The organism is Antribacter sp. NEAU-D49 (genome assembly GCF_057158775.1).
Map to the genome: position 1 here is coordinate 15,215 of NZ_JBXTSN010000037.1, position 23,968 is coordinate 39,182.

Consider the following 23,968-nt stretch of genomic DNA (forward strand, 5'->3'; position numbering starts at 1 on the left):
GGCAGTCTGGCGCGCAGCTCGAAGTGCGTGGTGCGGTCAGGCCTGGCGCGCCCGCTCCGGCCGGACGAGGCCCGCCTCGTACGCCGCGATGACGAGCTGCACGCGGTCGCGGCAGCCGGTCTTGCGCAGCACCTCTTTGACGTGCGTCTTCACCGTCTCCTCGCCCACGAAGAGCTCCGCGGCGACCTCGGCGTTGCTCAGCCCGCGCACCATCCCGCGGAAGACCTCCGTCTCGCGCGGCGTGAGCGTCGCGAGCCAGGTCACGTCGTCGATCGCGTCGTCGGTGTCGTCGCCCGACGCCGGTGCCTCGCCCGGGTGCCCCGGGACCTCCTCCGCGGTGGTTGCCTGTGCGGGCTCCTCGGCCGGGACGGCAAGGACCCGGCCCCGGCGCCCGAGCCGGTTCGCCACGACGAGCAGGACGCCCACTGCCGCGACGTTCCCGAGGAGGAACCCGGCCATGCTCAGGCCGAGCGGCCATGCCGATTCGTTGCCGGTGAGCCCCGGCATGACCGCGATGCCGGCGACCGCCGTCGCGGGCAGATCGAGCGCGGTGACGACGAGCAGGTAGGCGCCCACGCAGACAGCCAGGGGAAGGGCGCGGCGTGCGGCGCCGTCGTGCACCGCGATCGCCAGGGCTAGCACCGCGGCCAGCCACCATCCCCAGGCGACCATGCCGACGACGGGCATCAGCATGTACGGCACGGCCAGCAGCCATGTCGCGGTCCCGAGACGGTGGCGGGCGAGTGCGACGCCGGTGAACGAGGCGAGGCACGAGGCGGCCCAGGCGAGGTCGGCGAGCGACAGCGGGACGGGACCGACCCTTGTGGCGGCAGCGTGCAGGTCCACGCCGGGGATCAAGAACATCTGGAGGTGCGGGGTCCCCAGGAGCACGACGGCCACCACCGCGGCCGCGGCGGCGGGCAGCCGCCAGGTACGGAGCAGGCCACGGGTGCGCGGGTTGCGGAGCAGGCCCGCGAACGTGGGGGGGAAGGGTCGGCGGGCCGGTGCTGCACCGACGGCCGCCTGGGCGGGGAGCTGGGTCATGGGCCGATCCTGACGGTGACCCGGGGCCGGAGGGTATCCCTCGGGGCGGGGAAGTCCATCCCTCGATCGAGGGAGATGCAGGAGCGTGGGACCATCGGCGGGTGCAGACCGACGCCACCGAGCTCCTTGTCGCAGCCCTCCCAGACCTCGACCCCGTCGTCGCCTACGGGGTCTGGAAGCTGCGGCAGGACGTGTTCGTCGTCGAGCAGGACTGCCCGTACGACGACCTCGACGGGCGCGACCTCGAGCCCGCGACGCGCCAGGTGGTCCTCCTGGCAGGCCTTCCGAGCGGGCTGCCCGACGGCGCCGCGGCCGGGCGCCGCGTCATCGGCACCGCTCGCGTGCTGGACGACGGCGACGTGTGGCGCGTCGGGCGGGTGGCTCTCGACCGGTCCGCGCGGGGCCGCGGTCTGTCGGACGAGCTGATGCGGGCCGCTCTCGCCCACGTGGAGTCGAGCGGCGACGAGCGCGACGTAGTCCTCGACGCCCAGTCCCCGCTGGTGGGCTGGTACCGCACGCACGGCTTCGAGCCGGACGGGCCGGAGTTCCTCGAGGACGGGATCCCGCACACGCCCATGCGGCGTCGCCGCTGAGGGTCCCCGGGGCCTCGGGATGCGTAACGAATCCCAACGCCATACCATGGGCCCATGAGTACCCAGATCACGGTGCGGCTGCCCGACAACCTCGTGGAGATGGTCGACGCCCTCGTGTCGGCCGGAGAAGCAAGGAGTCGTGCCTCGGTCGTGGAGCGCGCCCTCCAGCTGGAGCTGCGCCGCCGCCTCGCCGAGCGGGACATCGAGATCCTCCAGGGTGCGGCGAGCGAGGACCCGGACGACCTGGCGGGCCTGGTCCGCTGGTCGCAGGCGCGTTCTCGTGCGGACCTCGACTGATGCGCCCCATCCATGTGGCGAACCTGGACAAGGCCCGGCCGGTTCTCGTGCTCACGCGGGAGCAGGTCCGGCCGTACCTGAGCCGCGTCACGGTCGCGCCGATCACCACGACGGTGAGGGGCCTGTCGACGGAGGTACCCGTCGGGCGGCAGAACGGCCTGGACCACGACTGCGCTGTGAGCCTCGACAACGTCGTGACGATCGAGACGGACTCCCTCGGCCGGCACGTGGGCTACCTGCTCCCTGATCAGGAGGCCGCTCTTGCGCGGGCGGTCGCCATCGCGTTCGACCTCGACACCTTCTCCGACGACGAGCGACCGTGGTGAGCGGCCACACGGTGAGCCGTCGTGTCGGTGACGACGCCTAGGCTTGTGCCGATGACTTCGCTCTTCGACTCCCTGCCTCTTCCCGGCCTGAACCTCCCGGTTCCGCCGGGCGACGAGTCGCGCCTGCCGCGCACCGCCCCGAGGTGGGAGGACGAGCACGGGGACCCCGGCGAGGCTGCCGTGCCCCAGGAGCCGGACTGGCTCGCCGGCCTGCCGCACGAGGACGCGCCCCGCGCTCGCGGCGGGGCCTTCGCCCACCTGGACCCGGACGAGCTGCTGGACGGGCTGAACCCCCAGCAGCGGGCTGCCGTTGTGCACGAGGGCGGGCAGCTGCTGATCGTGGCGGGCGCCGGCTCGGGAAAGACGCGGGTGCTGACGCACCGCATCGCCTACCTGCTGGCGACGGGCAGGGCGCGCGCGGGGGAGATCCTCGCGATCACGTTCACCAACAAGGCCGCCGCGGAGATGCGCGAGCGTGTCGAGAGCCTGGTCGGCCCGGCCGCCCAGCGCATGTGGGTGTCCACGTTCCACTCGGCCTGCGTACGGATCCTGCGGCGCGAGGCGTCGACCCTGGGCCTGCGGTCGAGCTTCAGCATCTACGACGCGGCGGACAGCCAGCGCCTCATCACCCTGGTCACACGCGAGCTCAACCTGGACCCCAAGAAGTACCCGGCGCGGGGCCTGGCCAACAAGATCAGCGACCTCAAGAACGAGCTGGTGGACCCGGAGACCTACGCGCGGGAGTCGGGCGCGCGGGCCACCGAGGAGGGGCAGGCCGAGCGGGGTGCCAAGGTGCCCGAGTTCGACCAGGTCCTGGCTGACGTCTACACGCGCTACCAGGCGCGGCTCACGCAGGCGCACGCGCTCGACTTCGACGACATCATCATGACCACCGTCAACCTGCTGCAGGCGTTCCCCAACGTGGCGGAGCACTACCGGCGCCGGTTCCGGCACATCCTCGTGGACGAGTACCAGGACACCAACCACGCGCAGTACGTTCTGGTGCGCGAGCTCGCGGGCGTCACCGAGGAGTCCGCGGCTGCTCACGCGGAGGAGAACCCGCAGGCCGTAGCGCTGGACCCGGCAGAGCTCACCGTGGTGGGCGACGCGGACCAGTCCATCTACGCCTTCCGCGGCGCCACGATCCGCAACATCCTCGAGTTCGAGGCCGACTACCCGGACGCCACCACCGTGCTGCTGGAGCAGAACTACCGCTCCACCCAGAACATCCTCACCGCGGCCAACGCCGTGATCTCGCGCAACCGGGACCGCAAGCCCAAGCGTCTGTGGACCGACGCGGGGGCCGGGGCCAAGATCATCGGCTACGTGGCGGACGACGAGCACCAGGAGGCGCGCTTCGTCGCCGAGGAGATCGACAGGCTCGGCGACACCGAGGGCGTCCGCCCGGGCGACGTCGCGATCTTCTACCGCACCAACGCGCAGTCGCGCGCCCTCGAAGAGGTCCTGATCCGCGTCGGCCTGCCGTACAAGGTGGTGGGTGGTACGCGCTTCTACGAGCGCCGCGAGGTCAAGGACGCCGTCGCGTACCTGCGGGCGCTCGCCAACCCGGACGACGACGTGAACCTCCGCCGGGTGCTCAACGTCCCCAAGCGTGGCCTGGGTGACCGGGCCGAGGCGCTCGTCGCGGCCCGGGCGGAACGGGAGCGCATCTCGTTCGGCGCCGCCCTGGAGCAGGCCGAGGACATCCCCGGGATGACGACACGGACGCTCAAGCCGCTGGCAGGCTTCCGCGAGCTCATGGCCGGCCTGCGCGAGCTGGTCGACGACGGTGCCTCCCCGGCGATGATCCTCAGCGCGGTCCTGGACCGTACGGGGTACCTGGCGGAGCTGCGCGCGTCGGACGACCCGCAGGACGCGTCCCGCGTGGAGAACCTGGCGGAGCTGCACGCCGTCGCCGTCGAGTTCGGTGAGTCCGACCCCGAGGGAAGCCTCGCCGACTTCCTGGAGCGGGTGTCGCTCGTCGCCGACAGCGACCAGATCCCCGACGAGGACGTCGCCGACGGCGAGGCCGAAGCCCACAAGCAGGACCAGGGTGTGGTCACCCTCATGACGCTGCACACGGCCAAGGGCCTCGAGTTCCCGGTGGTGTTCCTCACCGGCATGGAGGACGGCACGTTCCCGCACATGCGCTCGCTGCACGACGACGCGGAGCTGGCCGAGGAGCGCCGTCTCGCCTACGTGGGCATCACCCGGGCGCGGGAGCGGCTGTACGTCTCACGGTCGGCCGTGCGGGCGGCGTGGGGCATGGCGAACGAGTTCCCCCCGAGCCGGTTCCTCGACGAGATCCCGGACGAGCTGTGGGACTGGCGGCGGCGGGAGTCGTCTACTCAGGCGATCCGGTCCGGTGCGTCATCCTGGGGTGGCGGCCGGGGGAGCGGCTGGTCGGGCGGCCGGTCCGGCTCGTCGTGGTCGGGCTCCGGCGGCACCTCGGGCGGGCAGGGCGCGGCCGGCGGCCGGGCCCCGCGCCGGAGCGAGGGCTTCGGTTCCGGCTCTCGCGCCGCGACGTCCGGCGGTGGGACGTCGTCCGGCGCTCGCTTCGGGTCCGTGAACGTCCGCAAGGACGTGGACATCCCCTCCCTGGCGGTGGGCGACCGCGTGACCCACGACGCCTACGGCCTCGGCCGGGTGGTGGACGTGGAGCCCAACGCCGTCGTCAAGATCGACTTCGGCAGCGCGGGCACCAAGCGGATCGCGCTGAAGTACACGGTGGTCACCAAGCTCTGACCCTGGGTCCGGGTGCGCGCAGTCGGGCGCTCGCGGAGACTCGGGGGGTGAGAGCCCTGACGGTCGTCCCTCAGAAGCCCGGGTCGCTCGAGGTCGCCGAGGTCCCCGATCCGGTCCCCGCCGACGGCGAGCTGCTCGTCGAGGGCATCGCGGTCGGCGTCTGCGGTACCGACCGCGAGATCGCCGACGGCGAGTACGGCTCGGCGCCGCCCGGCCGCGACCGGCTCGTCCTCGGCCACGAGTCGCTGGGGCGCGTGCGGGACGCGCCCGAGGGCAGCAGCTTCTCGCCCGGCGACCTGGTGGTCGGGGTGGTGCGCCGTCCCGACCCGGTGCCGTGCGGGGCCTGTGCGCGGGGCTTCTTCGACATGTGCCGCAACGGCCGGTTCACCGAGCGCGGCATCAAGGACCTCGACGGCTTCGCCAGCGAGCTCTGGACGGTCGAGGAGGACTACGCCGTCGGCCTGGACGCGGCGCTCGAGGACGTCGGCATGCTGCTCGAGCCCACCACCGTGGTGGTGAAGGCGTGGGAGCAGGTCTACGCGGTGGGCGGCCGGTCCTGGTTCGAGCCCGAGACCGCCCTGGTCACCGGTGCGGGCCCCATCGGGCTGCTCGCCGCGCTCGTCGGCGTGCAGCGAGGGCTCGACGTCCATGTTCTCGACCAGGTCACCGACGGCCCCAAGCCCGACCTCGTCCGCGCGCTCGGCGCCACGTACCACGCGTCCTCGGTGGACGACGTCGCCGCCACGATCCGGCCGGACGTCGTCATCGAGGCCACGGGCGCCAGCTCGGTGGTGTTCGACGCGATCGCCGCGACAAGCACCTACGGCGTCACCTGCCTCACCGGCGTGACCTCGGCGGGCAGACGGCTGCGCGTTGACGCGGGGGCGCTCAACCGCGAGCTCGTGCTCGAGAACGACGCGGTGGTGGGGACCGTCAACGCGAACCTCGGCCACTTCCACGCCGGCGCGGAGGCGCTTGCCGCGGCTGACGTCGACTGGCTGCGCGGCATCGTCACGCGGCGCGTGCCGCTGAGCCGGGCGCCCGAGGCGTTCGCCACCCAGGAGGGTGACGTCAAGGTGGTCGTGGACCTGACGGTGGGCTGACCACCCCGCCGAGACAGTTACTTCGTCGGACAAGGTGACTGTTTCGGCGGTGGGGAGGCGGCGCGTTCCGCACGTTCCGGACAGGCCCGCGGGGCGTGTCCGGACGGGCAACGGTGTGCGGGTACCGTCCCGGTCATGCAGTCGCTGCACGACGACCTGACCGGCGCCGAAGCCGGTCCCCGCGACGACCCTCGGGTGACGCCCGTGCCCGGCCGCGCGACCCCGCGCGACACCTCCCGGATCCGGGGCCTCGACGGCCTTCGGGCCATCGCCGTCCTGGCGGTGGTCGTCTTCCATCTGGCGCCGCTGTGGCTCCCGGGCGGCTTCCTCGGCGTGGACCTGTTCTTCGTGGTCAGCGGTTTCCTCATCACGACGCTGCTCCTGCGCGAGGTGGCGCGCCGGCGCCGCATCGACCTGCCGCGCTTCTGGCTGCGCCGGGCCCGGCGGCTGCTCCCTGCGCTGGTGCTCGTGGTGCTCGTGTCCGTGCCGGTCGCGCGGCTCGTGGAGCCGGACCTGACCGTCGGCATCGGACGTCAGGTGCTGGGTGCCCTCACGTTCAGCACCAACTGGCTCGAGGTCGGCGCGGGGACCGACTACTTCGACGAGACCTCGCCGGAGCTCCTCCGTCCGCTCTGGTCCCTCGCGATCGAGGAGCAGTTCTACCTGCTGTGGCCGCTCGCCCTTGCGTTCCTGCTCGTCGCGGTGCGGTCGCCGGCGGTGCGGACCCGGGTCGTGGCGGGGCTGGCCGCGGCGTCGGCCCTCCTGATGGCACTCCTGGTGGTGCCGGGTGCTGACCCGACCCGCGTCTACTACGGCACCGACACGCACGCGTTCGGCCTGCTGCTGGGGGCCGCCCTCGCGCTCCACCTCATGCGCCGTCGGCGCGCCGCAGCGAGCGGCGACCGCCCCGGGGGCGAGCGCCCCGCAGGCCTCGCCGCGGTCCTCACGGGCAGGGCCGCCCGGTACGGGCCGCCGGTCGCGTTGGTGGTGCTCGGGTTCCTCTTCACGGCCCTGCGCGCCGAGTCCGTGCTGACCTACCGCGGCGGGCTCGTGCTGGCCTCGCTGCTCGGCGTGTTCCTTGTCGCGGTGTGCGCCGGCCCGGCGACGTCGTTCGTCCGGGCGCTCGAGGTGCGTCCGCTGGCCTGGGTGGGGGAGCGTTCGTACGGCATCTACCTCTGGCACTGGCCGGTGATCCGGGTGGTCGACGCGATCGTCGGCGCCCAGCTCGGCACTGCCCGATGGTGGGCGGGCGCCGTGCTGGCGCTCGTGGTGACCTTCGGTCTCTCCGCGCTCTCGTACCGCTTCGTCGAGCTGCCGGTCCGCACTCTGGGCTTCCGCGGTGCCTGGCGCGCTTTCGCGACCCGGGTGGCCGCCCTGCTGCGGAGCGCCCGGGTGCCCGACGCCGTCGGGCTGGCTCCGCGCGTGGCCCTCGCCACCGCGGTGCTCGCCGTGGTGGGTACGGGTGCCGCGGTAGCGACCGCCCCGGAGCGCACGGCTGCCGAGGAGGCGGTCGTGCAGGGCCTCGCGGGGCTGCGGGTCTCGACGACGGAGGGCGGCGACGCACCGGCAGGCGCAAACCCGGCCGCGCTCCCGGCGTCGGGCGAGGGTGCCGTGCCGCACGACGGACCGGTCACGCGGAGGGCGGCGCCCGCCGCGAACCCGGCGTCCGATCCCGGGGACGACCTCAGTGCCTTCGGTGACTCCGTGCTGTCGGCCGCGGTGCCCGCCCTGCTGGACCGCTACCCCGCGGCCGACGTGGACGCCGTGCCGAACCGCACGTGGGCCGAGGCTCCGGCGCTCGTCGAGGCGGCAGCGGCGGACGGCACCCTGCGGGAACGCGTCGTCCTCGCCTTCGGTACCAACGCGGGCTTCCAGCGGGAGGGGTCGGTCGAGGCGGCCACGGCGGTGCTCGACCGGATCGGCCCGGACCGGCAGGTGGTGCTCGTCAACGTGGTAGGTATCAGCTACTGGGTCCCCGACGCGAACGCGCAGCTCGCGGCCATCGCCGAGGGCCGCCCCAACGTGGCCGTCGCGGACTGGAACGCGCTCACGCGGGACGTGCCGGGGCTGCTCCACTCGGACAGCACGCACCCCAACATGGAGGGCATCGCCGCGTACACGGACCTCGTGGAGAGCACGTTCCGGGAGCTCGCCACGCGCTGAGCTCCACCCGCTTAACCGATTCAGGCTCACTTCAGCCACTTACCTTAGTAACCCCCGGGGCGCTACGTTTGACCGGTCCCATCCCGTTGCGGCCGGCACCGACGCCTGACCGCGAGGTGACCCGGAGGTTCGGCGTTGAGCCCGTTGACCCGTGTACGTGACGACCGCCCGGCAGCGCCGGGCCTGACAGCACCTCCCAGACCAGCCGCCCGCACCCGGAAGCTTCTGGCCGGCCTGGCCGCCCTCGCGGTGACCGGCCTCGGGGCCGTGCCGCTTGCGACGAGCGCCGCCGCCGAGCCGGTCCCGATCACGGACCCCGTCGTCGACCTGGTCGACGCCGACGCGACGCCCGAGACCCGGAGCCTCTTCCGGTACCTGCGCGACGTGCGTGGCCAGGGCATCCTGTTCGGCCACCAGCACACGAACGACGTGGGGGAGACGTTCACCGAGCCGGACGGCGTCTCGTCGGACGTGCTCGCCGCGACGGGTGACCACCCCGCCGTCTTCGGCTTCGACACCCTGGTGATCGAGGGCAACATCAAGCCCGGCGTCTACGGCGGGCCGCGCGACCAGAACGCCCTCCTCCTGGCGCAGGGCATCCGCGAGGCGCACGACCTGGGCGGCATCAGCACGCTGTCGATGCACATGGAGAACCCCGTCACCGGCGGCGACTTCTACGACACCTCGGGCGACACGCTGCGCGCCGTCCTGCCGGGCGGCTCGCACAACGCCGAGCTGCGCGCGTACCTGGACCTGATCGCGCTCGCCGCCGACAACGCGCGCGACGCCGAGGGCAACCACATCCCGATCGTCTTCCGGCCCTGGCACGAGAACACCGGCTCGTGGTTCTGGTGGGGCGCCGCGTTCGGCACGCCGGGCGAGTTCAAGGAGCTCTTCCGGTTCACGGTTGAGTACCTGCGCGACGTCAAGGGCGTCAACAACCTGCTGTACTCCTGGTCGCCCAACGGCACCTTCGGTGGCGACGCGGAGACGTACCTGCGGACCTACCCGGGCGACGACTTCGTCGACGTGCTCGGCTACGACTACTACGACGACTCGGGCGCCTCACCGGCCCGTCTCGCCACCGTCGTGGCGGACCTCGGCATGATCGCCGACCTCGCCGACGAGCGCGGCAAGGTCAGCGCCTTTACCGAGACCGGCCCGACGGGCGGCATGAAGCCCGACGGCGAGAACCTCAACACCTCCTGGTTCACCGACCTGCTCGCGGCGATCAAGGCCGACCCCCGTGCCTCCCGGAGCGCGTGGATGCTCACCTGGGCCAACTTCGGCGGGTCGAACGCACCGTGGACGCCCACCGAGGGCGAGATGCTGCCCGACTTCCAGGCGTTCCACGCCGACCCGTACACCTACTTCGCGGACGAGGTGGAGGGTGCCTTCGACGCCACCACCGAGCCCGTGCCCGCGGCCCCGGTGGCGCACCTCGCGTCGCCGTCGGACGGCTCGCGCGTCGCGTCCGGGCCGACGACGCTCCGCGCCACGATCTCCGGCGTCGATGCCGAGCGGGCCTCTGTGACCGTGGGCGGCGCCGTGGGCGAGGTCGAGCTCACCCCGCCCGGCGCGGGCGAGCTGTGGTGGACCGGCGAGTGGGCGATCCCCGCCGGCGAGCTCGGCAACTCCACCCGCGCCCTCACCCTCCACGTGGTCACCGCGTCCGGCGAGGTGACGGTGCCGTCGGCGGTGGTGCTCGGCCCCGAGCCCGTCTTCCCGCCCGGCGTGATGGACGACTTCGAGGGCTACGGCGACGACACCGCGCTCCGTGCCGAGTACGTGCAGTACAACGCCAACACCATCACGCTCGAGCGGGCGGCGGCGGGCGGCTCCGTCGGGTCGGGCGACAACGCGATGCGCCTCGCCTATGACTTCGCGAGCCAGTCGTACACCGGGGTGGGACGCCAGGTCGGCGCCGACTGGTCGGGCAACTGGGACTTCTCGCTCTGGGTGGACCCGGACGCGTCGGGCAACACGCTGGTGCTCCAGCTCGTCGCGGGCGGCGTCTCCTACGAGGCGTACCCCTCGCTCGCGGGCGACGCGCCGTACGTGGCCACCATCCCGTTCGCGGACTGGCGCCCGGCTCCCTGGGACACGGCCAACGCCGACCGACGGATCACCCAGGAGGACCTGGCGAACGTCAGCCAGTTCAACGTCTACGTCAACGCCGCCGACGGCGGGGCGTCGTCGGGCGCGATCGTCGTCGACGACCTGAAGGCCGTGCTCGGCACCCCGCCGCCACCCGTCTTCCGCGACACCCCGCGCACCATGCCCGAGTACGAGGCGATCGAGTGGCTCGCCGAGGAGGGGCTCGCCGAGGCTGTGCGCTGGGGCGACAGTGGCGGCCGGTTCTACCCGACGCGCGCCGTCAAGGCGGGCGAGCTCGCCACCCTCCTGCGGGCGTACGATCCGGAGGGCGACGTCGCCACCCCGGCCGCGCCCCGCGCCGGGGCCACCAAGCTGGCGGTCGCCGAGGCGTTCTGGCGCCTCTACGGCTCGCCCGCCACGGACGTCACCACGGTGTACGACGACGTCCCGGCCGCCTCCGCCCAGGCCGTCGCCTGGGCGGTGGGGACCGGGGTGATGGCGGCGCCGTCGTCGACGTCGTTCGGGGTGGGCCACACCGTGAAGCGGTCGGCGCTCACCGCGATGCTGTTCCGGTTCGACGCGCTGCCGTCGCCGCTGCAGCCCGTCGTGATCGCCGACTTCGAGGCGGGCGACCAGGGCTGGGCGGTGCCCAGCTGGTCGAACGGGACGGCGTCCGCCTCCGGCGGGATCCTGACGGTCGAGGCGGGGGCCGACGGCGCCTGGCTGTCCGGGCCTGGCGGGGTCGACCTGACCGGCCGCACCGAGCTGCGGCTCGACGTGGCGGGGACCACCGGCTTCGACACCAAGGTGGCGCTCCAGCTCGGCCCTGACTGGACCTGGTGCGAGACGGGCCAGGCAGGCTGGGTGCAGGAGCCCGGGGAGGTGGTGGTCGACCTGACCACGCTGACGCCGGAGTGTCAGGCGCTCGTGGGGACGGTCCACGGGGTGAACGTCTTCCTCAACGGGGGCACGCACCGGCTGGACGCGATCACGGTCCACTGACCCACTTGTTGTGGGTATGGCTGTGGCGGGGGTACCCCGGGGGGGTTGCCCCCCCACAGCCATACCCACAGCGGAAGGCGGGGTGTCCGTTACGGCATCATGTGCGGCATGCGTGAGTCTCTGTCCGTCCTCACCCGGGCCGCCCGGTTGTTCGGCGCGCACTGGCCGGCGCTCCTCGTCCTGGCGCTGGCCGGTGTCGCCGTGCGCAACGGCGCCCTCTGGGGCGCCGTCGAGCTGAGCCAGTGGAACTCGAACGTGGCCCAGCTCCTGCTGATCATCGCCCCGCTCGGCTACCTCGTGCCGATCGTCGCGATGCTGCTCGTCTGCTCGCGCTCGCTGCCGAACCTCTCGCGCGCCCGGGACGCGCACGCGCCGCTGCTGCCGTCGGAGCGTCGTGAACGCCGCCTGATCGACGTGGCCCTCTCGGTGCTCGTGCCGTTCCTCCTGATCTACGAGCTGGAGGGCCACCTCGAGGCCGACAAGGCCCGCTTCATCAACGAGGTGTCCGCCGACGAGCTCTTCAACGACCTGTTCGCCGCCGAGGGCGAGTTCGACCCGGCGAGCCGTATCGGTGTCCTGGAGCCCCCGGTCCTCATCGCCATCGTGGCAGGGGCGTTCGTGCTGCGCTGGCTGCTCGGGCTCCTCGAGAGCAAGGTCCGGTTCCTCGGGTTTGCCGTCCTCGGCGGCTGCATGGAGATCTACTGGACGGGCCAGGTCGCCGCGCAGCTCGAGCGCCTGCAGGTCTGGCTCTCGCCCTTGGTCACGGAACGCCAGCTCGTCGCCTCGGCGACCGCCGCTCTCGGCACGGTCCAGGAGAGCGTCGGCCCCGAGGGCGCGGCGGTGGCCGACGCGGTGAGCCAGGGCATCAGCACCGGGATCGAGTCGATCGACATCGTGCTGGTCGCCCCGCTCGCCTGGCTCGCGATCGGCGCCGTGGTGCTGGGGCACAAGCTCATGGAGCCGCCGTCGACCGAGCACGGGTTCCTCGACCGGCTGACGTGGATCCCGCAGGGCCTCCGCGGCATCCTCGAGTCCGTCACCGAAGACCTGCGGGCCCGCTTCAGCGCGCTCTGGCAGGGGATCCGGCTGATCGGACGCGGGGGCCTGGCACCGATCGTCCTCTTCGTCCTGGCGTACCTGCTCGCCATGCGCGCGACGGCGGCGGTCGGGTGGATCACGCGGACCGTCGTCGGCCCGCTCGACACCAACACCTGGGTCGACTTCTCGGTGATTGAGGCGAGCGCAGGGCTCGTGATCGCGATGGCCCTCGCGTCGGTCCTGATCGCGGCCTCGGTGGACGCCCTGGTCGAGCGCGGCCTGGCCGTGCCGGACGTGGAGGACGACGCCGACCCGGGGGACGGTGACACCGACGGCGGCCCGGGCGACGACGTCCCCACCGACCACGGCCCTGCCGCTGCGGCGGACGACATCGACGACGCCACGCACGTGCGCTACCCCCGGCCGTACGCGCCCGCCCCCGCGGCGGAACCCCTTCCCGCGGGCCTGCTGCCGGGCTACGGCATGTCGAGCGTCACGTAGCCCGGTCCGGCGAACCCGACCCGCACCTCGGTGATCACGGCGTCCTCGTCGACGAGGATCGGCGAGGTGACGGCCCACTCCGGCTCGGTGCTGAGGAACCCGTCGGCGTCGGGCGGCAGGCAGCGGTTCGAGCTGCCCATGACGTCGGGGCTCTGCTCGCCGTAGCGCGTGCCGTCCTCGGCGACGAGCGCGATCGTGCAGAGGGAGAGGTCTGTGCGCGGGTCTGCCGCGAGGCGCAGGCTCACGAGGTAGGGCGTCGACCCGTCGGGCACCGGGACAGGGTCGCCGTAGTCGGGCTCCGGCAGGTCGTCAGCCCGCTCCACCGACAGGACCTCGACCTCGATCTCGCGCCGTACCCACGTGTTCGCTCGCTCGGGCACGTCGAACCCCAGGTCGTAGTACTCCTCGGACAGGCTCGCGGTCTCGCCCACCCCGACGTGCTGGACCTCGTAGTGCTGGCCGTCGGGCCACCAGAAGGCCCAGACGCGGAACGACGACGCCCCGGCGGCCACCACCAGAGCGACCGGGAGGAGTGCCAGCCAGACCGCGTTGCGCCGCCACCACCCCACGGCGGGCCGCGCCTGGACCGGGGCGTCGACGGGGTTCTCGAGCAGGGTCGTCATCCTTCGTCCTCCGTGTCGCTCGCCGACGCGCCCGAGGCAATGCCGGGGGCGTCGATCGAGGCCTCGTCTGCTGCCTCCCACAGCTCGTCCGCCTCCTGGCGGGTGATCCCCAGGTCGATCACCGCCACGGCGTCACGGCGCTGGCCGGCCTGGTCGTCCTGGGTGTGCGTGCCTCGCGCGAGGCGCACGGTGGCTCCGGCCAGAGCGTCGCGGGGGATGTCGAAGCAGTAGGTCACGCGCCAGGCGTAACCGGGCTGCGAGCTCGTCCCCCGGGCGCACCCGCCTCGGTTCGTGGGCCAGTGCGACCGTCCCTGAGCGTCGACCACCTCGGCGCCCGCGAAGACCGTGTACCCCTCGGACGCGCGCCAGGTCGCATCGACGACGAGGAACGTGCCTCCTGCCGCAGCGGTCTCGAACGAGGCATCGAGCGTGTCGGCCGTGCGGACGTCCGTGACCGTGAGCTCGGCGTAGTCGAGGTCGACGGTCTCGCCCACCCGGCCCTCGACCAGGAACGGCTGCTCCAGGACCGTTCCGTGCGGCACCACGTTCACCAGGACGCAGGCGGCGGCGAACGACACGACGAGGAAGAGGGTGGCGCGCCACGTGAGCCGCCGGGGCGCGCGCCTCATGCGTCAACCCTCGTCTCGACGGAGACCTGCCCCCGGTACAGGACCTCGCCGTACGCGAACCACCGCTTGTCGTCCAGCTGGAACGTGGTGTCCTCCTCGATCCAGGTCAGCTCCGCGACGTCGAGGGTGACGTCGTCGGCAGCCTGGGACAGTGCCTGTTCCCACACGAGCGCGACCCGGTAGCCGACCCCCGGGTTGACGATGTCGATGGTCGTCCCGTCCTCTGCCGAGAGGATCGTCGGCAGCGGTGCGCGCTCGTCCACCGACACGATTCCCGCCCCCGCCGGCGCGGGGAAGATCTTCGTGAGCTCACTGCTGAACTCGGGCCTCTCGCCCACGTTGGTGACCTCGACCACGACGGCGAGCAGGCGGTTGCCCTCGGCGGGCGAGAGGTAGCCGAGCTCGTCCGTGGCGACCGCCCGGACGACCGTCACCTCGAACGGGCCCACCTCGATCTCCTGCCCGGCGACGAGCGGCTCCGGTTCGACCACCACCGTGTCCCAGGCGCCGAAGGGGGTCAGGGCGAAGACTCCGGCGATCGCGCCGACCACGAGCCGCTGGGTCGTGTTCATGCCGTCGATCACGGCGTCGGCCACGCCCTGGACGATCTTGGCCAGCACGTCCGGCCCCACGGTTCGTGCATGCTTCATGGCGCCCGATCGTAGCGACCCGCGAGGTATGCACGGTTTGCCCGCCGCGGGCGGGCGCACTGGCCACCGCCCGGTGATCATGACGGTGATGGTCACGACCGAGCTCACCACGACCGGGCGCCTGCGCGACGTCCCGCGCGTCCTCGTGCTGGCCGCCCGCCTCGTGGCTCAGCACTGGCCCGCGCTGCTCGTGCTGGCCTTCACCGGCGTCGCGATCCGGTCCGGGGCGGTGTGGGCCGCGGTCGAGGTGAGCGACCACGTTCCCGCGCTCGCCCAGGTGCTCGTCCTGATGGCGCCGCTCGGCTACCTGCTCCCGCTGGTCGCGATGCTGCGGATCCTCGGCGCGTCCCTCCCGGGGGTGCGCGCCGCCATGACGGCCACCGCGCCGGACCAGCCCACGGAGCACCGCCCCCGCCGTCTCGTCGACGTCATGGTCAGCGTCTTCGTCCCGTTCCTCGCCGTGTACTCCTCGTACGGGCTGCTCCAGGCGGACCGCGACCGGTTCACCAACGAGGCCGCGTGGGACGAGTTCAACCAGACCTTAACCGAGGGCGGCACAGACTTCGCGTCCCGGCTCGCCATCACGTCCGTCCCTGTGCTGCTCGGGCTCGTGGGGCTCGCCTGGGTGCTGCGGTGGGCGCTCGGGCGGTTCGAGCTGCGCACGAGGTTTCTCGCGCTCGCCTTCGTCGGCGCCCTCGTCGAGGTCTACTGGACCAGCCAGGCGGCGAGGTTCCTCGCGGCCCAGCAGGAGCACCTGCGCGACTGGTTCCTCTCGCGCCGGGCTGTCCAGGGCGTCGCGGAGGTGTACGAGCAGGCCACCGAGGCGCTGGGCCCGCTCACCGACCCGGTCCGCGCGTCCACCTCGTGGGTGCTGGGCCTGCTCGGCTCGGTGGACGCCGTCGTGGTGGTCCCGGTCGCCTGGCTCACCGTCGGCGCGGTCGTGCTGGGCCACCGCCTCATGCCCGCGCCGCCGCTCCAGCACCCGCTGCTCGACCGGCTCGCCGTCGTGCCGGAGCCGGTGCGCCGCGCCGCGGGCTCGCTCACGACGGACCTGCGCAGCCGGTGGACAGCCTTCTGGAACGGTCTGCGCATGCTCGGCAACGCGGGCCTGCTGCCCATGCTGGCGTTCTGCCTGACGTTCCTCGTGGTGATCCGGCTCCCGGCCCTCGTCTCCGAGGCGTCCCGGCTCGTCGTGGGGCCGGTGCCTGCGGAGACCTTCCGCGCGTTCGTGCCCTGGGAGAGCGCGGTCGGGCTCGCGCTGAGCATGGCCCTCACCGCCCCGATGCTCGCGGCCGCCGTGGAGTGGTTCGTGACGCCGCGGGCGGAGGCCCGGGCGGAGCCCGCCCCGCCAGCCCGGGCGGAGCCCGGCCCGCCGGCCTCAGCACCTCAGGGCACGTCGAGCGCCACGTAGCGGTTGCTGCCGCCCATCGTCACCCACACCTGCGTGATCTCGGCGTCCGCCGCCGTGACGACCACCGGAGCGGCGGTCCACGGCGTGCGGGGGGTCTCGAGCTCGGTGGACCCGTCGTCGCCTGTCGGGTGGCACTGCGGCAGCTGCCGGAACGGGTCACCCTCGCCGTACCGGTTGCCGTCGTCGTCCACGAGGATCACCTCGCAGCCGTACAGGTTGGACTCCCCGGCCCGCTCGAACGCGAGCGTCACCCGGTAGCCGTCCGAGCCCTCGGGCACGGGCACCGGGTCGTCGTACGACTGGGGCACCAGCGTCGCCGGGGAGAGCCCCTCCAGCCGGACGCGGAAGTCGGTCGTGACCGTCTCGAACGTGAACGGGTCCTCGTACGAGTCCGTGTACCGGGCCGCCTCCCCGGGCGCGGCGTGGGCCAGGCGGTGGCGCAGGTCGGCCTCCCACCAGAAGTCCTGCAGGCGTTACGAGCTCGCCCCCAGCCCGGCGGCCACCGCCACGGGCAGCAGCACGAGCCACACCCGGTTGCGCCGCCACCACGTCGCTGCCCGACGGCGGTGCTCGCCTCCCGCGGTCACGGCGCCTCCCGCTCGGGGGACCAGGGGCGGGTGTCGTACGGCGCGGGTCCCGGCAGCCACGCCGGGTACGTCTCCGTCGCCGCCGCGAGCTCGGCAGCCCGCTCCGCGGTGAGGGCGAGGTCGACGCGCACGACCTCGTCGCGCGCCTGGTAGTACCCGTCGAGGTCGCCCGCGCCGCGCGCGACGACGAGGTGCGCGCCCGGCAGCACGTCGGGCGCCACGTCGAAGCACGCCATCGCGTGCCAGTCGACGCCGGCCGGGGCGACGACGTTCGTCGCGCAGCCGCCCCGGGCCGTGCCCTCGTGCCGCCGCCCCTCGGCGTCGACGAGGTAGAGGCCGGCGAGGGTCTCCGTCCGGTGCGTGGCCCGGACGGTGAGGTCGGCGAGGAGGAACACGCCGCCCGCGGTCGCGGCCGGGGGCTCGGACAGCCCGCCGGTCACCAGGGTCCGTGCGGCCCGGACCCCGTGGACGGTGATGGTCGCGTACTCGGTGCGGACAGGCTCCGCGACGGCGCCCGACCGGACGAACGGCGCCGTCGTCACCTCGTCGACCGGCCACGCCTCGGTCACGACCCGGCCCAGCGCCATCGCGGCGACCACCGCGGCGGCGACCGCCGTGCCCCGGCCGAGCGGGCTCACGGCTCCGCCACCGTCAGCAGGTCCGCCACCACGGGGACGGTCGCTGTGTACGCCGGCTCGTCCAGGTCGTCCCAGCGCTGGGGCATCAAGGTGAGCGAGTCCTCCTCGACCCAGGTCAGCTCGTCGAGGGTCACGGTGACGGAGTCGCCGGACCACGAGCCCTCCTGCTCCCACGCGAGCGCCACCGTGTAGGTGACCCCGGGGTTGAGCCGGTCGAGGTTGCCCGACTCGACGGCGCCGTCGGCCACCACGGCGAGCGCGGCCCGCGCGTTCCCGTCGGAGCCGCGGACGGGAAAGCCGCCGCCCTCGCCGGGCGGTACCACGCCGCCGTCGGCCGGGGGACGCACCGCCCCCGAGAGGGTGACGCCGTACTCCGGACGGTCGCCCACGGTGGTGACCTCGGCCAGGACGCACAGCACCCGGTTGGTCTCGGCCGCGTTCACGACGCCGCCGACGTAGGGGAGGGTGGTCGCACCCCGGAGCGTGACCTCGAACGGCCCGAGCCGGACGGGCTGGTCGACGGCGAGGGGGGCGGGCCCCGGCGTGGGCGCGCCCGCCAGCCCGCCGAACGGGGCGGTGAGCAGCACGGCTCCCGCCCCCGCCCCGAGCGCCTTCTGCTTCAGGCTCCGGGACCGGACGTACGACCCGAGCCCCCGCGCCGCGCCCCTGGCACGTGCCGGGAGGCCGCGCCCCCCGGCGTCCCCCATGCAGCCGATGGTAGCTCTCTCGTTGTGGGTATGGCTGTGGTGTGAATCCGGCCGGGAATTCACGCCACAGCCATACCCACAACAGACGGCGGGTTACGCGGCCAGGTTCTCCAGGTGGTGGCGCAGCCGGTCGGGGTGCGCTCCGACGTCGGACAGCGCGCGGGCGCCCGGGCCGTTCTCGTCACGGAGGAGGCCGAGCAGGAGATGGCGGCTGTCGATGCCGCGGTGCTTGAGCCGGAGCGCCTCGCGGAGCGAGAGCTCCAGCGCCTTCTTGGCGTCCGGCGTGAACGGGATGTGGCCCTTCTCCGCCCGGCGGGCCCCGAGCCGCCGGGACGAGCCGGCGCGGTCGAGGGCGCCCTCGCCGAAGAGGGCGTCGGTGCGCTCGCGGACGGCGTCCAGGTCGATGCCGAGGGCGGCGAGCGACGCTCCGTCCAGCGGGTCGCCCGCGCGGATCGCGCCGCGGACGCTGGTGCTGACCTCAGCGGGATCGAGCCCGGCGTCAGCCAGCGCACCGGCCGCCGGGCCGTCGGTCTCGGCGAGAGAGACCAGGAGATGGCGGCCGTCGATCGACCCGGAGCGCTCCTCGCGGGCCACGTCCTGGGCGTGGACCACGACCTGGCGGGCTTCCTTGGTGAACCTCTCGAACATCAGATCCTCCTGCCGTGCTTCTTGTGGACTGCCTGCTTGCTGACGCCCAGCGCCTCGGCGATCTCCTGCCACGACCAGCCGAGGGACCGGGCCCGCTCCACCTGGAGGGTCTCGAGCCGGTCGGCGAGCTCGCGGAGGGAACGCACGGCGCGCAGGCCGTCCCCGGGGTCGTCGCCCGATGCCGCGGCGACGAGGGTGCTCTGTGTCATGCCGTCAACTATGGTTGACACCGCCCGCCGTGTCAACCCGGGTTGACGCGCGGGGTGAGGGATGTGACACACGCACGTGACGTGAGCCGCAGGGCGCTCGCTTATGCGGCGTCCCGCCCGCGGGCTACCCTGTACCGGGATGTCTTGATGTCGAGACATCGCTCATGCCGGGCCTCGCCGATCCAGGCGGTCGCGGGGCGCATCCCGATGGAAGGACGCAGCAGGGTGGACCTGTTCGAATACCAGGCGCGCGACATCTTCGAGAAGCACGGCGTGCCCGTGCTGGGTGGCGTCGTCGCGACGACGCCCGAGGAAGCTCGCGAGGGCGCCGAGAAGCTGGGCGGCGGGACCGTAGTTGTCAAGGCTCAGGTCAAGACCGGTGGCCGTGGCAAGGCGGGCGGCGTGAAGCTGGCGCACTCGCCCGAGGAGACCGCCCAGAAGGCCGAGGAGATCCTCGGCATGGACATCAAGGGCCACACCGTGCACCGCGTGATGATCGCGCAGGGTGCCAAGATCGCCGAGGAGTACTACTTCTCGGTGCTGCTGGACCGGTCCAACCGCAACTACCTCGCGATGTGCTCCGTCGAGGGCGGCATGGAGATCGAGCAGCTCGCGGTCGAGCGTCCCGAGGCGCTGGCCAAGGTCGCCGTCGACCCGATCGTGGGGATCGACGCCGCCAAGGCCGCCGAGATCGTCGAGACCGCGGGCTTCGCCGAGGAGCTCAAGGCCCCCGTGGCCGAGGTCATCCAGAAGCTCTGGACGGTCTTCAAGGCCGAGGACGCCACCCTGGTCGAGGTGAACCCGCTGGTCCGCACCGAGGACGGCGAGATCGTCGCGCTGGACGGCAAGGTCACGCTGGACGAGAACGCGGCGTTCCGCCACCCCGACCACGAGGCGCTCGAGGACAAGGCCGCGGCCGACCCGCTGGAGGCCAAGGCCAAGGAGAACGACCTCAACTACGTCAAGCTCGACGGCCAGGTCGGCATCATCGGCAACGGCGCGGGCCTGGTCATGTCGACCCTCGACGTGGTCGCCTACGCGGGCGAGAAGCACGGCGGCGTCAAGCCGGCCAACTTCCTCGACATCGGTGGCGGCGCCAACGCGGCCGTCATGGCCGCGGGCCTCGACGTGATCCTCGGTGACGAGCAGGTAAAGGCCGTCTTCGTGAACGTCTTCGGCGGCATCACCGCCTGCGACGAGGTCGCCAAGGGCATCGTGGGCGCGCTCGACCTGCTGGGCGACGCGGCCACCAAGCCGCTCGTGGTCCGCCTCGACGGGAACAACGTCGACCTCGGCCGGCAGATCCTGCAGGAGCGCAACCACCCGCTCGTGACCCTTGCCGACACCATGGACGGCGGCGCCGACAAGGCTGCCGAGCTGGCCAACGCCTGATCGCCCGGACGCTGAAAGAGTAGAGAACTCAAGACATGTCTATCTACCTGAACAAGGACTCGAAGATCATCGTCCAGGGCATCACGGGCGGCATGGGTGCCAAGCACACCGCCCTGATGCTCGACTCGGGCGCGACGATCGTGGGCGGCGTCAACGCGCGCAAGGCCGGCACCACGGTCACCCACAAGGACCACGCGGGCAACGACGTCGAGCTGCCCGTCTTCGGCACGGTCAAGGAGGCCATGGCCGAGACCGGCGCGGACGTCTCCGTCGTCTTCGTGCCGCCGGCCTTCACGAAGGACGCCGCCATCGAGGCCATCGACGCGGGCATCGGCCTGCTCGTGGTCATCACCGAGGGCGTCCCGGTCCAGGACACGGCCGAGGTCTGGGCCTACCTGGAGGGCAAGGAGACCCGGATGATCGGGCCCAACTGCCCCGGCATCATCACCCCGGGCGAGTCGCTGGCCGGCATCACGCCGCACACCATCACGGGCAAGGGCCCCATCGGCCTGGTGTCGAAGTCGGGCACGCTGACCTACCAGATGATGTACGAGCTGCGTGACCTCGGCTTCTCCACCGCCATCGGCATCGGCGGCGACCCGATCGTCGGCACCACGCACATCGACGCCCTCCAGGCCTTCCAGGACGACCCGGAGACGCAGGCGATCGTGATGATCGGCGAGATCGGCGGCGACGCCGAGGAGCGTGCGGCCGCGTACATCAAGGAGCACATCACCAAGCCGGTCGTCGGCTACGTGGCGGGCTTCACCGCGCCCGAGGGCAAGACCATGGGCCACGCCGGCGCCATCGTGTCCGGCTCGGCCGGCACGGCGCAGGCCAAGAAGGAGGCCCTCGAGGCCGTCGGCGTCAAGGTCGGCAAGACGCCGTCCGAGACGGCCGCGCTGATGCGCGAGATCCTCACCTCGCTCTGACGTCCCACCCCGGTGCCCGACGCCGGGGGCTCACCTTCCGTACGGGAGGCGCGCCCCCGGCGTCGGGCACCGTTGTCTTCTCGCGTGATCGGCAGCTTGGTGCGTGATCGGCAGTCCGGACTGCCGATCACGCACCAAACTGCCGATCACCGGGACCGGGGGGTGGGCGGACGCGCCAGGACCGGGTGGGCGGACGCGCCCGGATTGTCCTTCGCGGACGCGCCGGGGCCGGTTGCCCCGGTCCGCACGTCGCCCCGGGAGACCATGACCGCGTGAGTGCTCCACCCCGGCTCCGGCCGCCACCCCGTACCGCCCTGCCCGCCCCGGAACCCGAGGCGGCGCCGCTCGCGGACGTGCTGGCGGGGTTCGTCGCCGCGGCGCAGGCGCTCGTGCTCACGCTCGCCCTGCCAGTTCTCCTCGCCCTGACGGCGTTCCTCGTCGCCACCGGGGCCTCGACCACGGACCCCTCCGGCGCCGGCGCCGGCGCCGCGGCGGGCGCGGAGCCCGGCTGGCGCGGCCCGGTCGCCCTGGCCGGGGGCCTGTGGCTGCTGGGCCACGGCGTCCCCCTCACCACCCCCGAGGTCACCTTCACGTTGGTGCCGCTCGGCGCCACCGCGCTCGTGGTCTTCGCCTGCTACGTCTCGGGCAAGCGGTCGCTCCGTCCGTCGGCCGCCTCGTGGGCCGCGGGGGCCGGGACCTACGCCGCCGGAACGACGGCGGTCGCGGCCTTCGCCGGCACCGCACCCGGGTGGTCGCTCGCGTGGGCACCACTGTGCGGGGCGGTCGTCGGCGGGCTCGGGCTCGCCCTGGGGATCCTGGTGCGGGCCGACGAGCCGGAGCGTACCGGGCTCGCCGCACGGTTCGAGCGGTTCACGCCCGCGGTCCTGCGGCTCGGGGCGCGCGCCGGGCTGGTGGCGTCGGCGCTCTTCGCCGGTGCCTCCGCCGTCCTTGTGACGGCGTGGGCGGTGGCGGGCCGGGCGACGTCGTCGGACATCGTGACGGCCCTCGCGCCCGGCTGGGCGGGCGGGATCGTCCTGGCGGTGGCCCAGCTCGCCCTCCTGCCCGACGTCGTGGCGTGGGCTGGTGCCTGGCTCGCCGGGCCGGGTTTCGCCGTGGGGGAGGGCACGCGGTTCTCGGTGGCCGGCACCGAGTCCGGGCCGCTCCCGGCGCTGCCCCTCCTCGGTGCCCTCCCCGGGCCGGACTGGTCCAACGCGGTGTCTGTGTGGTCGCCCGCGGTCGTGGTGGCCTGCGGGGTGGTCGCCGGGATCTTCGCGTGGCAGCGGCTGGAGCCGTCGCTCGTGCGCTGGGCCGACGTGGCCTGGGTGCTCGGCGGGCTCGTCGGCGTCGTCGGCGTGCTCACGGTCGCGGTCCAGTGGGCGGCGTCCGGCGCCGGCGGCCCGGGACGGCTCGAGGCGGTGGGAGCCGACCCCCTGGTGACCGCGGCGCTCGTCGCCGCCGAGGTGGGCGGGGGAGCGGCCGTCGTCCTGGTGGGCGCGCGGCTGGACCTGGCCCGGCGCCGCGACGACCTGTCGGCCTGGCTGGCGGACCGGCGCAACCGCCCCGCCGAGACGGTGCCTCCGTCCGACGAGGCCACTGTCTCGGCCGAGGACTCCGGCCGAGACAGTGCGTCCGTCCTCCCCGAGCCGGACGAGCACACGACGTCGGCGGGGGCCGCGCCCGCGTAGGCTGGGCGCCGTGCAGACGCCGTCCGGTCACCCCGTCGAGTCCACCCCCGCCAAGCGCCTGGTCGTCCTGGTGTCCGGGGGCGGTTCCAACCTCGCCGCCCTGCTCGCGGCGCACGACGACGGCGCCTACGGCGCACGCGTGGTCGGCGTCCTGACCGACAACCCGGCCGCCGGCGCCCTCGACCTGGCGCGTGACGCGGGGGTCGCGTCCGTCGTCGTCTCCCCGAAGGACTTCGAGGACCGTTCCGCGTGGAACGACGGCGTGGCCGAGGCTGTGGCGGTCTTCCGCCCCGACCTCGTGGTGCTCGCGGGTTTCATGCGCATCCTCGCCCCGTCGTTCGTGCGCCGTTACGAGGGCCGGCTGATCAACACGCACCCGGCGCTGCTGCCGTCGTTCCCGGGCGCGCACGGCGTGCGCGACGCGCTCGCCCACGGCGTGAAGGTCACGGGCTGCACCGTGCACCTGGTGGACGACGGCGTCGACACCGGCCCGATCATCGCCCAGGTGGCGGTGCCCGTCCTCGACGGCGACGACGAGCACACGCTGCACGAGCGCATCAAGGTGGCCGAGCGGGCGCTGCTCGTCGAGACCGTGGGCCGCGTGGCCCGCGAGGGGATCTACGTGGCGGGGCGCAGGGTCACGATCGGCTGACGTCGGTCGCCGGGCCTTCGGCCGGGTCCGCGGTCTCGGCTGCCGCCGGGCCCGCGCTGCCGTCCGGGCCGATCGCGAACACCACGCGGTAGAGGCCCCGGGTCGCCTCGTCGGGGTGCTCCCGGAGGCTCGCCAGGCTTGCCGTGGTCCAGCGCTCGATGACGGCGTTGACCTCGTCGGCCAGCGCGGCCGCCTGCTCCCGGGTGAACACGGTCGTGCTGACCGTCAGGGCACGCTTGGGCTGGTCCTCCGGGAGCTGCCTGCCGCCGTGCTCCACCGCGAGCCGCAGGTTCTCG

23 protein-coding genes are annotated in these 23,968 nt (G+C 73.3%); 13 read left to right on the forward strand and 10 right to left on the reverse strand.

Annotated elements, in window-relative coordinates; all coding sequences use genetic code 11:
- Positions 1-36 precede the first annotated feature (36 nt).
- Positions 37-1,044, reverse strand: coding sequence for a response regulator transcription factor (locus AC060K_RS21060; RefSeq protein WP_483767237.1), 1,008 nt, complete (start codon positions 1,042-1,044; stop codon positions 37-39).
- A 101-nt stretch (positions 1,045-1,145) separates the two neighbouring features.
- Here AC060K_RS21060 and AC060K_RS21065 point away from each other — a divergent pair, with 101 nt between their 5' ends.
- The 8 genes from AC060K_RS21065 (at position 1,146) to AC060K_RS21100 (ending at position 12,909) form a co-directional block, all read left to right on the forward strand.
- On the forward strand, positions 1,146-1,637 hold the full coding sequence (locus AC060K_RS21065; RefSeq protein ID WP_483767238.1) for a GNAT family N-acetyltransferase: 492 nt from the start codon (positions 1,146-1,148) through the stop codon (positions 1,635-1,637).
- Positions 1,638-1,691: 54 nt separating this feature from the next.
- Complete coding sequence (locus AC060K_RS21070; RefSeq protein WP_483767239.1) at positions 1,692-1,934, forward strand: YlcI/YnfO family protein; 243 nt, start codon at positions 1,692-1,694, stop codon at positions 1,932-1,934.
- Entirely contained in the window at positions 1,934-2,260 is a 327-nt protein-coding gene (locus tag AC060K_RS21075) for a type II toxin-antitoxin system PemK/MazF family toxin (RefSeq protein ID WP_483767240.1), read from the forward strand. The genes AC060K_RS21070 and AC060K_RS21075 overlap by 1 nt, the downstream gene beginning before the upstream one ends.
- Before the next feature lie 51 nt (positions 2,261-2,311).
- A complete protein-coding gene (gene pcrA, locus AC060K_RS21080) occupies positions 2,312-5,005 on the forward strand; it encodes a DNA helicase PcrA (protein WP_483767241.1) in 2,694 nt (897 codons plus the stop codon).
- 47 nt (positions 5,006-5,052) lie between these two features.
- Positions 5,053-6,108: a glucose 1-dehydrogenase gene (locus tag AC060K_RS21085; protein WP_483767242.1), complete on the forward strand. Its 1,056-nt coding sequence runs from the start codon at positions 5,053-5,055 to the stop codon at positions 6,106-6,108.
- 135 nt (positions 6,109-6,243) lie between these two features.
- A complete protein-coding gene (locus AC060K_RS21090) occupies positions 6,244-8,271 on the forward strand; it encodes an acyltransferase family protein (RefSeq protein WP_483767243.1) in 2,028 nt (675 codons plus the stop codon).
- 135 nt (positions 8,272-8,406) lie between these two features.
- Positions 8,407-11,370: a glycosyl hydrolase gene (locus AC060K_RS21095; RefSeq protein ID WP_483767244.1), complete on the forward strand. Its 2,964-nt coding sequence runs from the start codon at positions 8,407-8,409 to the stop codon at positions 11,368-11,370.
- A 108-nt stretch (positions 11,371-11,478) separates the two neighbouring features.
- Positions 11,479-12,909: a hypothetical protein gene (locus AC060K_RS21100; RefSeq protein ID WP_483767245.1), complete on the forward strand. Its 1,431-nt coding sequence runs from the start codon at positions 11,479-11,481 to the stop codon at positions 12,907-12,909.
- Here the strand turns inward: AC060K_RS21100 and AC060K_RS21105 are convergent.
- Genes AC060K_RS21105 through AC060K_RS21115 form a run of 3 tightly spaced genes read right to left on the reverse strand, consistent with a single transcriptional unit; the run spans position 12,885 to position 14,811 of the window.
- On the reverse strand, positions 12,885-13,532 hold the full coding sequence (locus tag AC060K_RS21105; protein WP_483767246.1) for a hypothetical protein: 648 nt from the start codon (positions 13,530-13,532) through the stop codon (positions 12,885-12,887). The genes AC060K_RS21100 and AC060K_RS21105 overlap by 25 nt on opposite strands.
- Complete coding sequence (locus AC060K_RS21110; RefSeq protein WP_483767247.1) at positions 13,529-14,161, reverse strand: DUF4352 domain-containing protein; 633 nt, start codon at positions 14,159-14,161, stop codon at positions 13,529-13,531. The genes AC060K_RS21105 and AC060K_RS21110 overlap by 4 nt, the downstream gene beginning before the upstream one ends.
- Positions 14,158-14,811 carry a DUF4352 domain-containing protein gene (locus tag AC060K_RS21115; protein WP_483767248.1) on the reverse strand — a complete coding sequence of 218 codons (654 nt, stop codon included), beginning with the start codon at positions 14,809-14,811 and terminating at the stop codon, positions 14,158-14,160. Before AC060K_RS21115 ends, AC060K_RS21110 begins: the two co-directional genes overlap by 4 nt.
- Before the next feature lie 88 nt (positions 14,812-14,899).
- Here AC060K_RS21115 and AC060K_RS21120 point away from each other — a divergent pair, with 88 nt between their 5' ends.
- Positions 14,900-16,222, forward strand: coding sequence for a hypothetical protein (locus AC060K_RS21120; RefSeq protein ID WP_483767249.1), 1,323 nt, complete (start codon positions 14,900-14,902; stop codon positions 16,220-16,222).
- Here the strand turns inward: AC060K_RS21120 and AC060K_RS21125 are convergent.
- The 5 genes from AC060K_RS21125 to AC060K_RS21145 form a co-directional block, all read right to left on the reverse strand.
- Positions 16,198-16,530, reverse strand: coding sequence for a hypothetical protein (locus tag AC060K_RS21125; RefSeq protein WP_483767250.1), 333 nt, complete (start codon positions 16,528-16,530; stop codon positions 16,198-16,200). The two genes, AC060K_RS21120 and AC060K_RS21125, sit on opposite strands and share 25 nt — an antisense overlap.
- Before the next feature lie 275 nt (positions 16,531-16,805).
- Positions 16,806-17,447, reverse strand: coding sequence for a DUF4352 domain-containing protein (locus AC060K_RS21130; RefSeq protein ID WP_483767251.1), 642 nt, complete (start codon positions 17,445-17,447; stop codon positions 16,806-16,808).
- Positions 17,444-18,154 carry a hypothetical protein gene (locus AC060K_RS21135; protein WP_483767252.1) on the reverse strand — a complete coding sequence of 237 codons (711 nt, stop codon included), beginning with the start codon at positions 18,152-18,154 and terminating at the stop codon, positions 17,444-17,446. Before AC060K_RS21135 ends, AC060K_RS21130 begins: the two co-directional genes overlap by 4 nt.
- Before the next feature lie 93 nt (positions 18,155-18,247).
- A complete protein-coding gene (locus AC060K_RS21140) occupies positions 18,248-18,802 on the reverse strand; it encodes a Clp protease N-terminal domain-containing protein (RefSeq protein WP_483767253.1) in 555 nt (184 codons plus the stop codon).
- Complete coding sequence (locus AC060K_RS21145) at positions 18,802-19,011, reverse strand: RNA polymerase subunit sigma-70 (RefSeq protein ID WP_483767254.1); 210 nt, start codon at positions 19,009-19,011, stop codon at positions 18,802-18,804. The genes AC060K_RS21140 and AC060K_RS21145 overlap by 1 nt, the downstream gene beginning before the upstream one ends.
- Positions 19,012-19,236: 225 nt before the next feature.
- Between AC060K_RS21145 and sucC the strand changes: the two genes are divergently transcribed.
- From sucC to purN, 4 genes are all read left to right on the forward strand, one after another.
- Entirely contained in the window at positions 19,237-20,403 is a 1,167-nt protein-coding gene (gene sucC, locus AC060K_RS21150) for an ADP-forming succinate--CoA ligase subunit beta (protein ID WP_483767255.1), read from the forward strand.
- A gap of 35 nt (positions 20,404-20,438) precedes the next feature.
- A complete protein-coding gene (gene sucD / locus AC060K_RS21155; protein ID WP_483767256.1) occupies positions 20,439-21,335 on the forward strand; it encodes a succinate--CoA ligase subunit alpha in 897 nt (298 codons plus the stop codon).
- Positions 21,336-21,607: 272 nt separating this feature from the next.
- On the forward strand, positions 21,608-23,020 hold the full coding sequence (locus AC060K_RS21160) for a cell division protein PerM (protein WP_483767257.1): 1,413 nt from the start codon (positions 21,608-21,610) through the stop codon (positions 23,018-23,020).
- Between the two features lie 10 nt (positions 23,021-23,030).
- Entirely contained in the window at positions 23,031-23,672 is a 642-nt protein-coding gene (purN, locus tag AC060K_RS21165; protein WP_483767258.1) for a phosphoribosylglycinamide formyltransferase, read from the forward strand.
- On the opposite strand, the gene AC060K_RS21170 is transcribed toward purN, so the two are convergent.
- Positions 23,659-23,968 (reverse strand): hypothetical protein (locus tag AC060K_RS21170; RefSeq protein ID WP_483767259.1); only part of this gene is annotated, 310 nt, incomplete at its 5' end. The genes purN and AC060K_RS21170 overlap by 14 nt on opposite strands.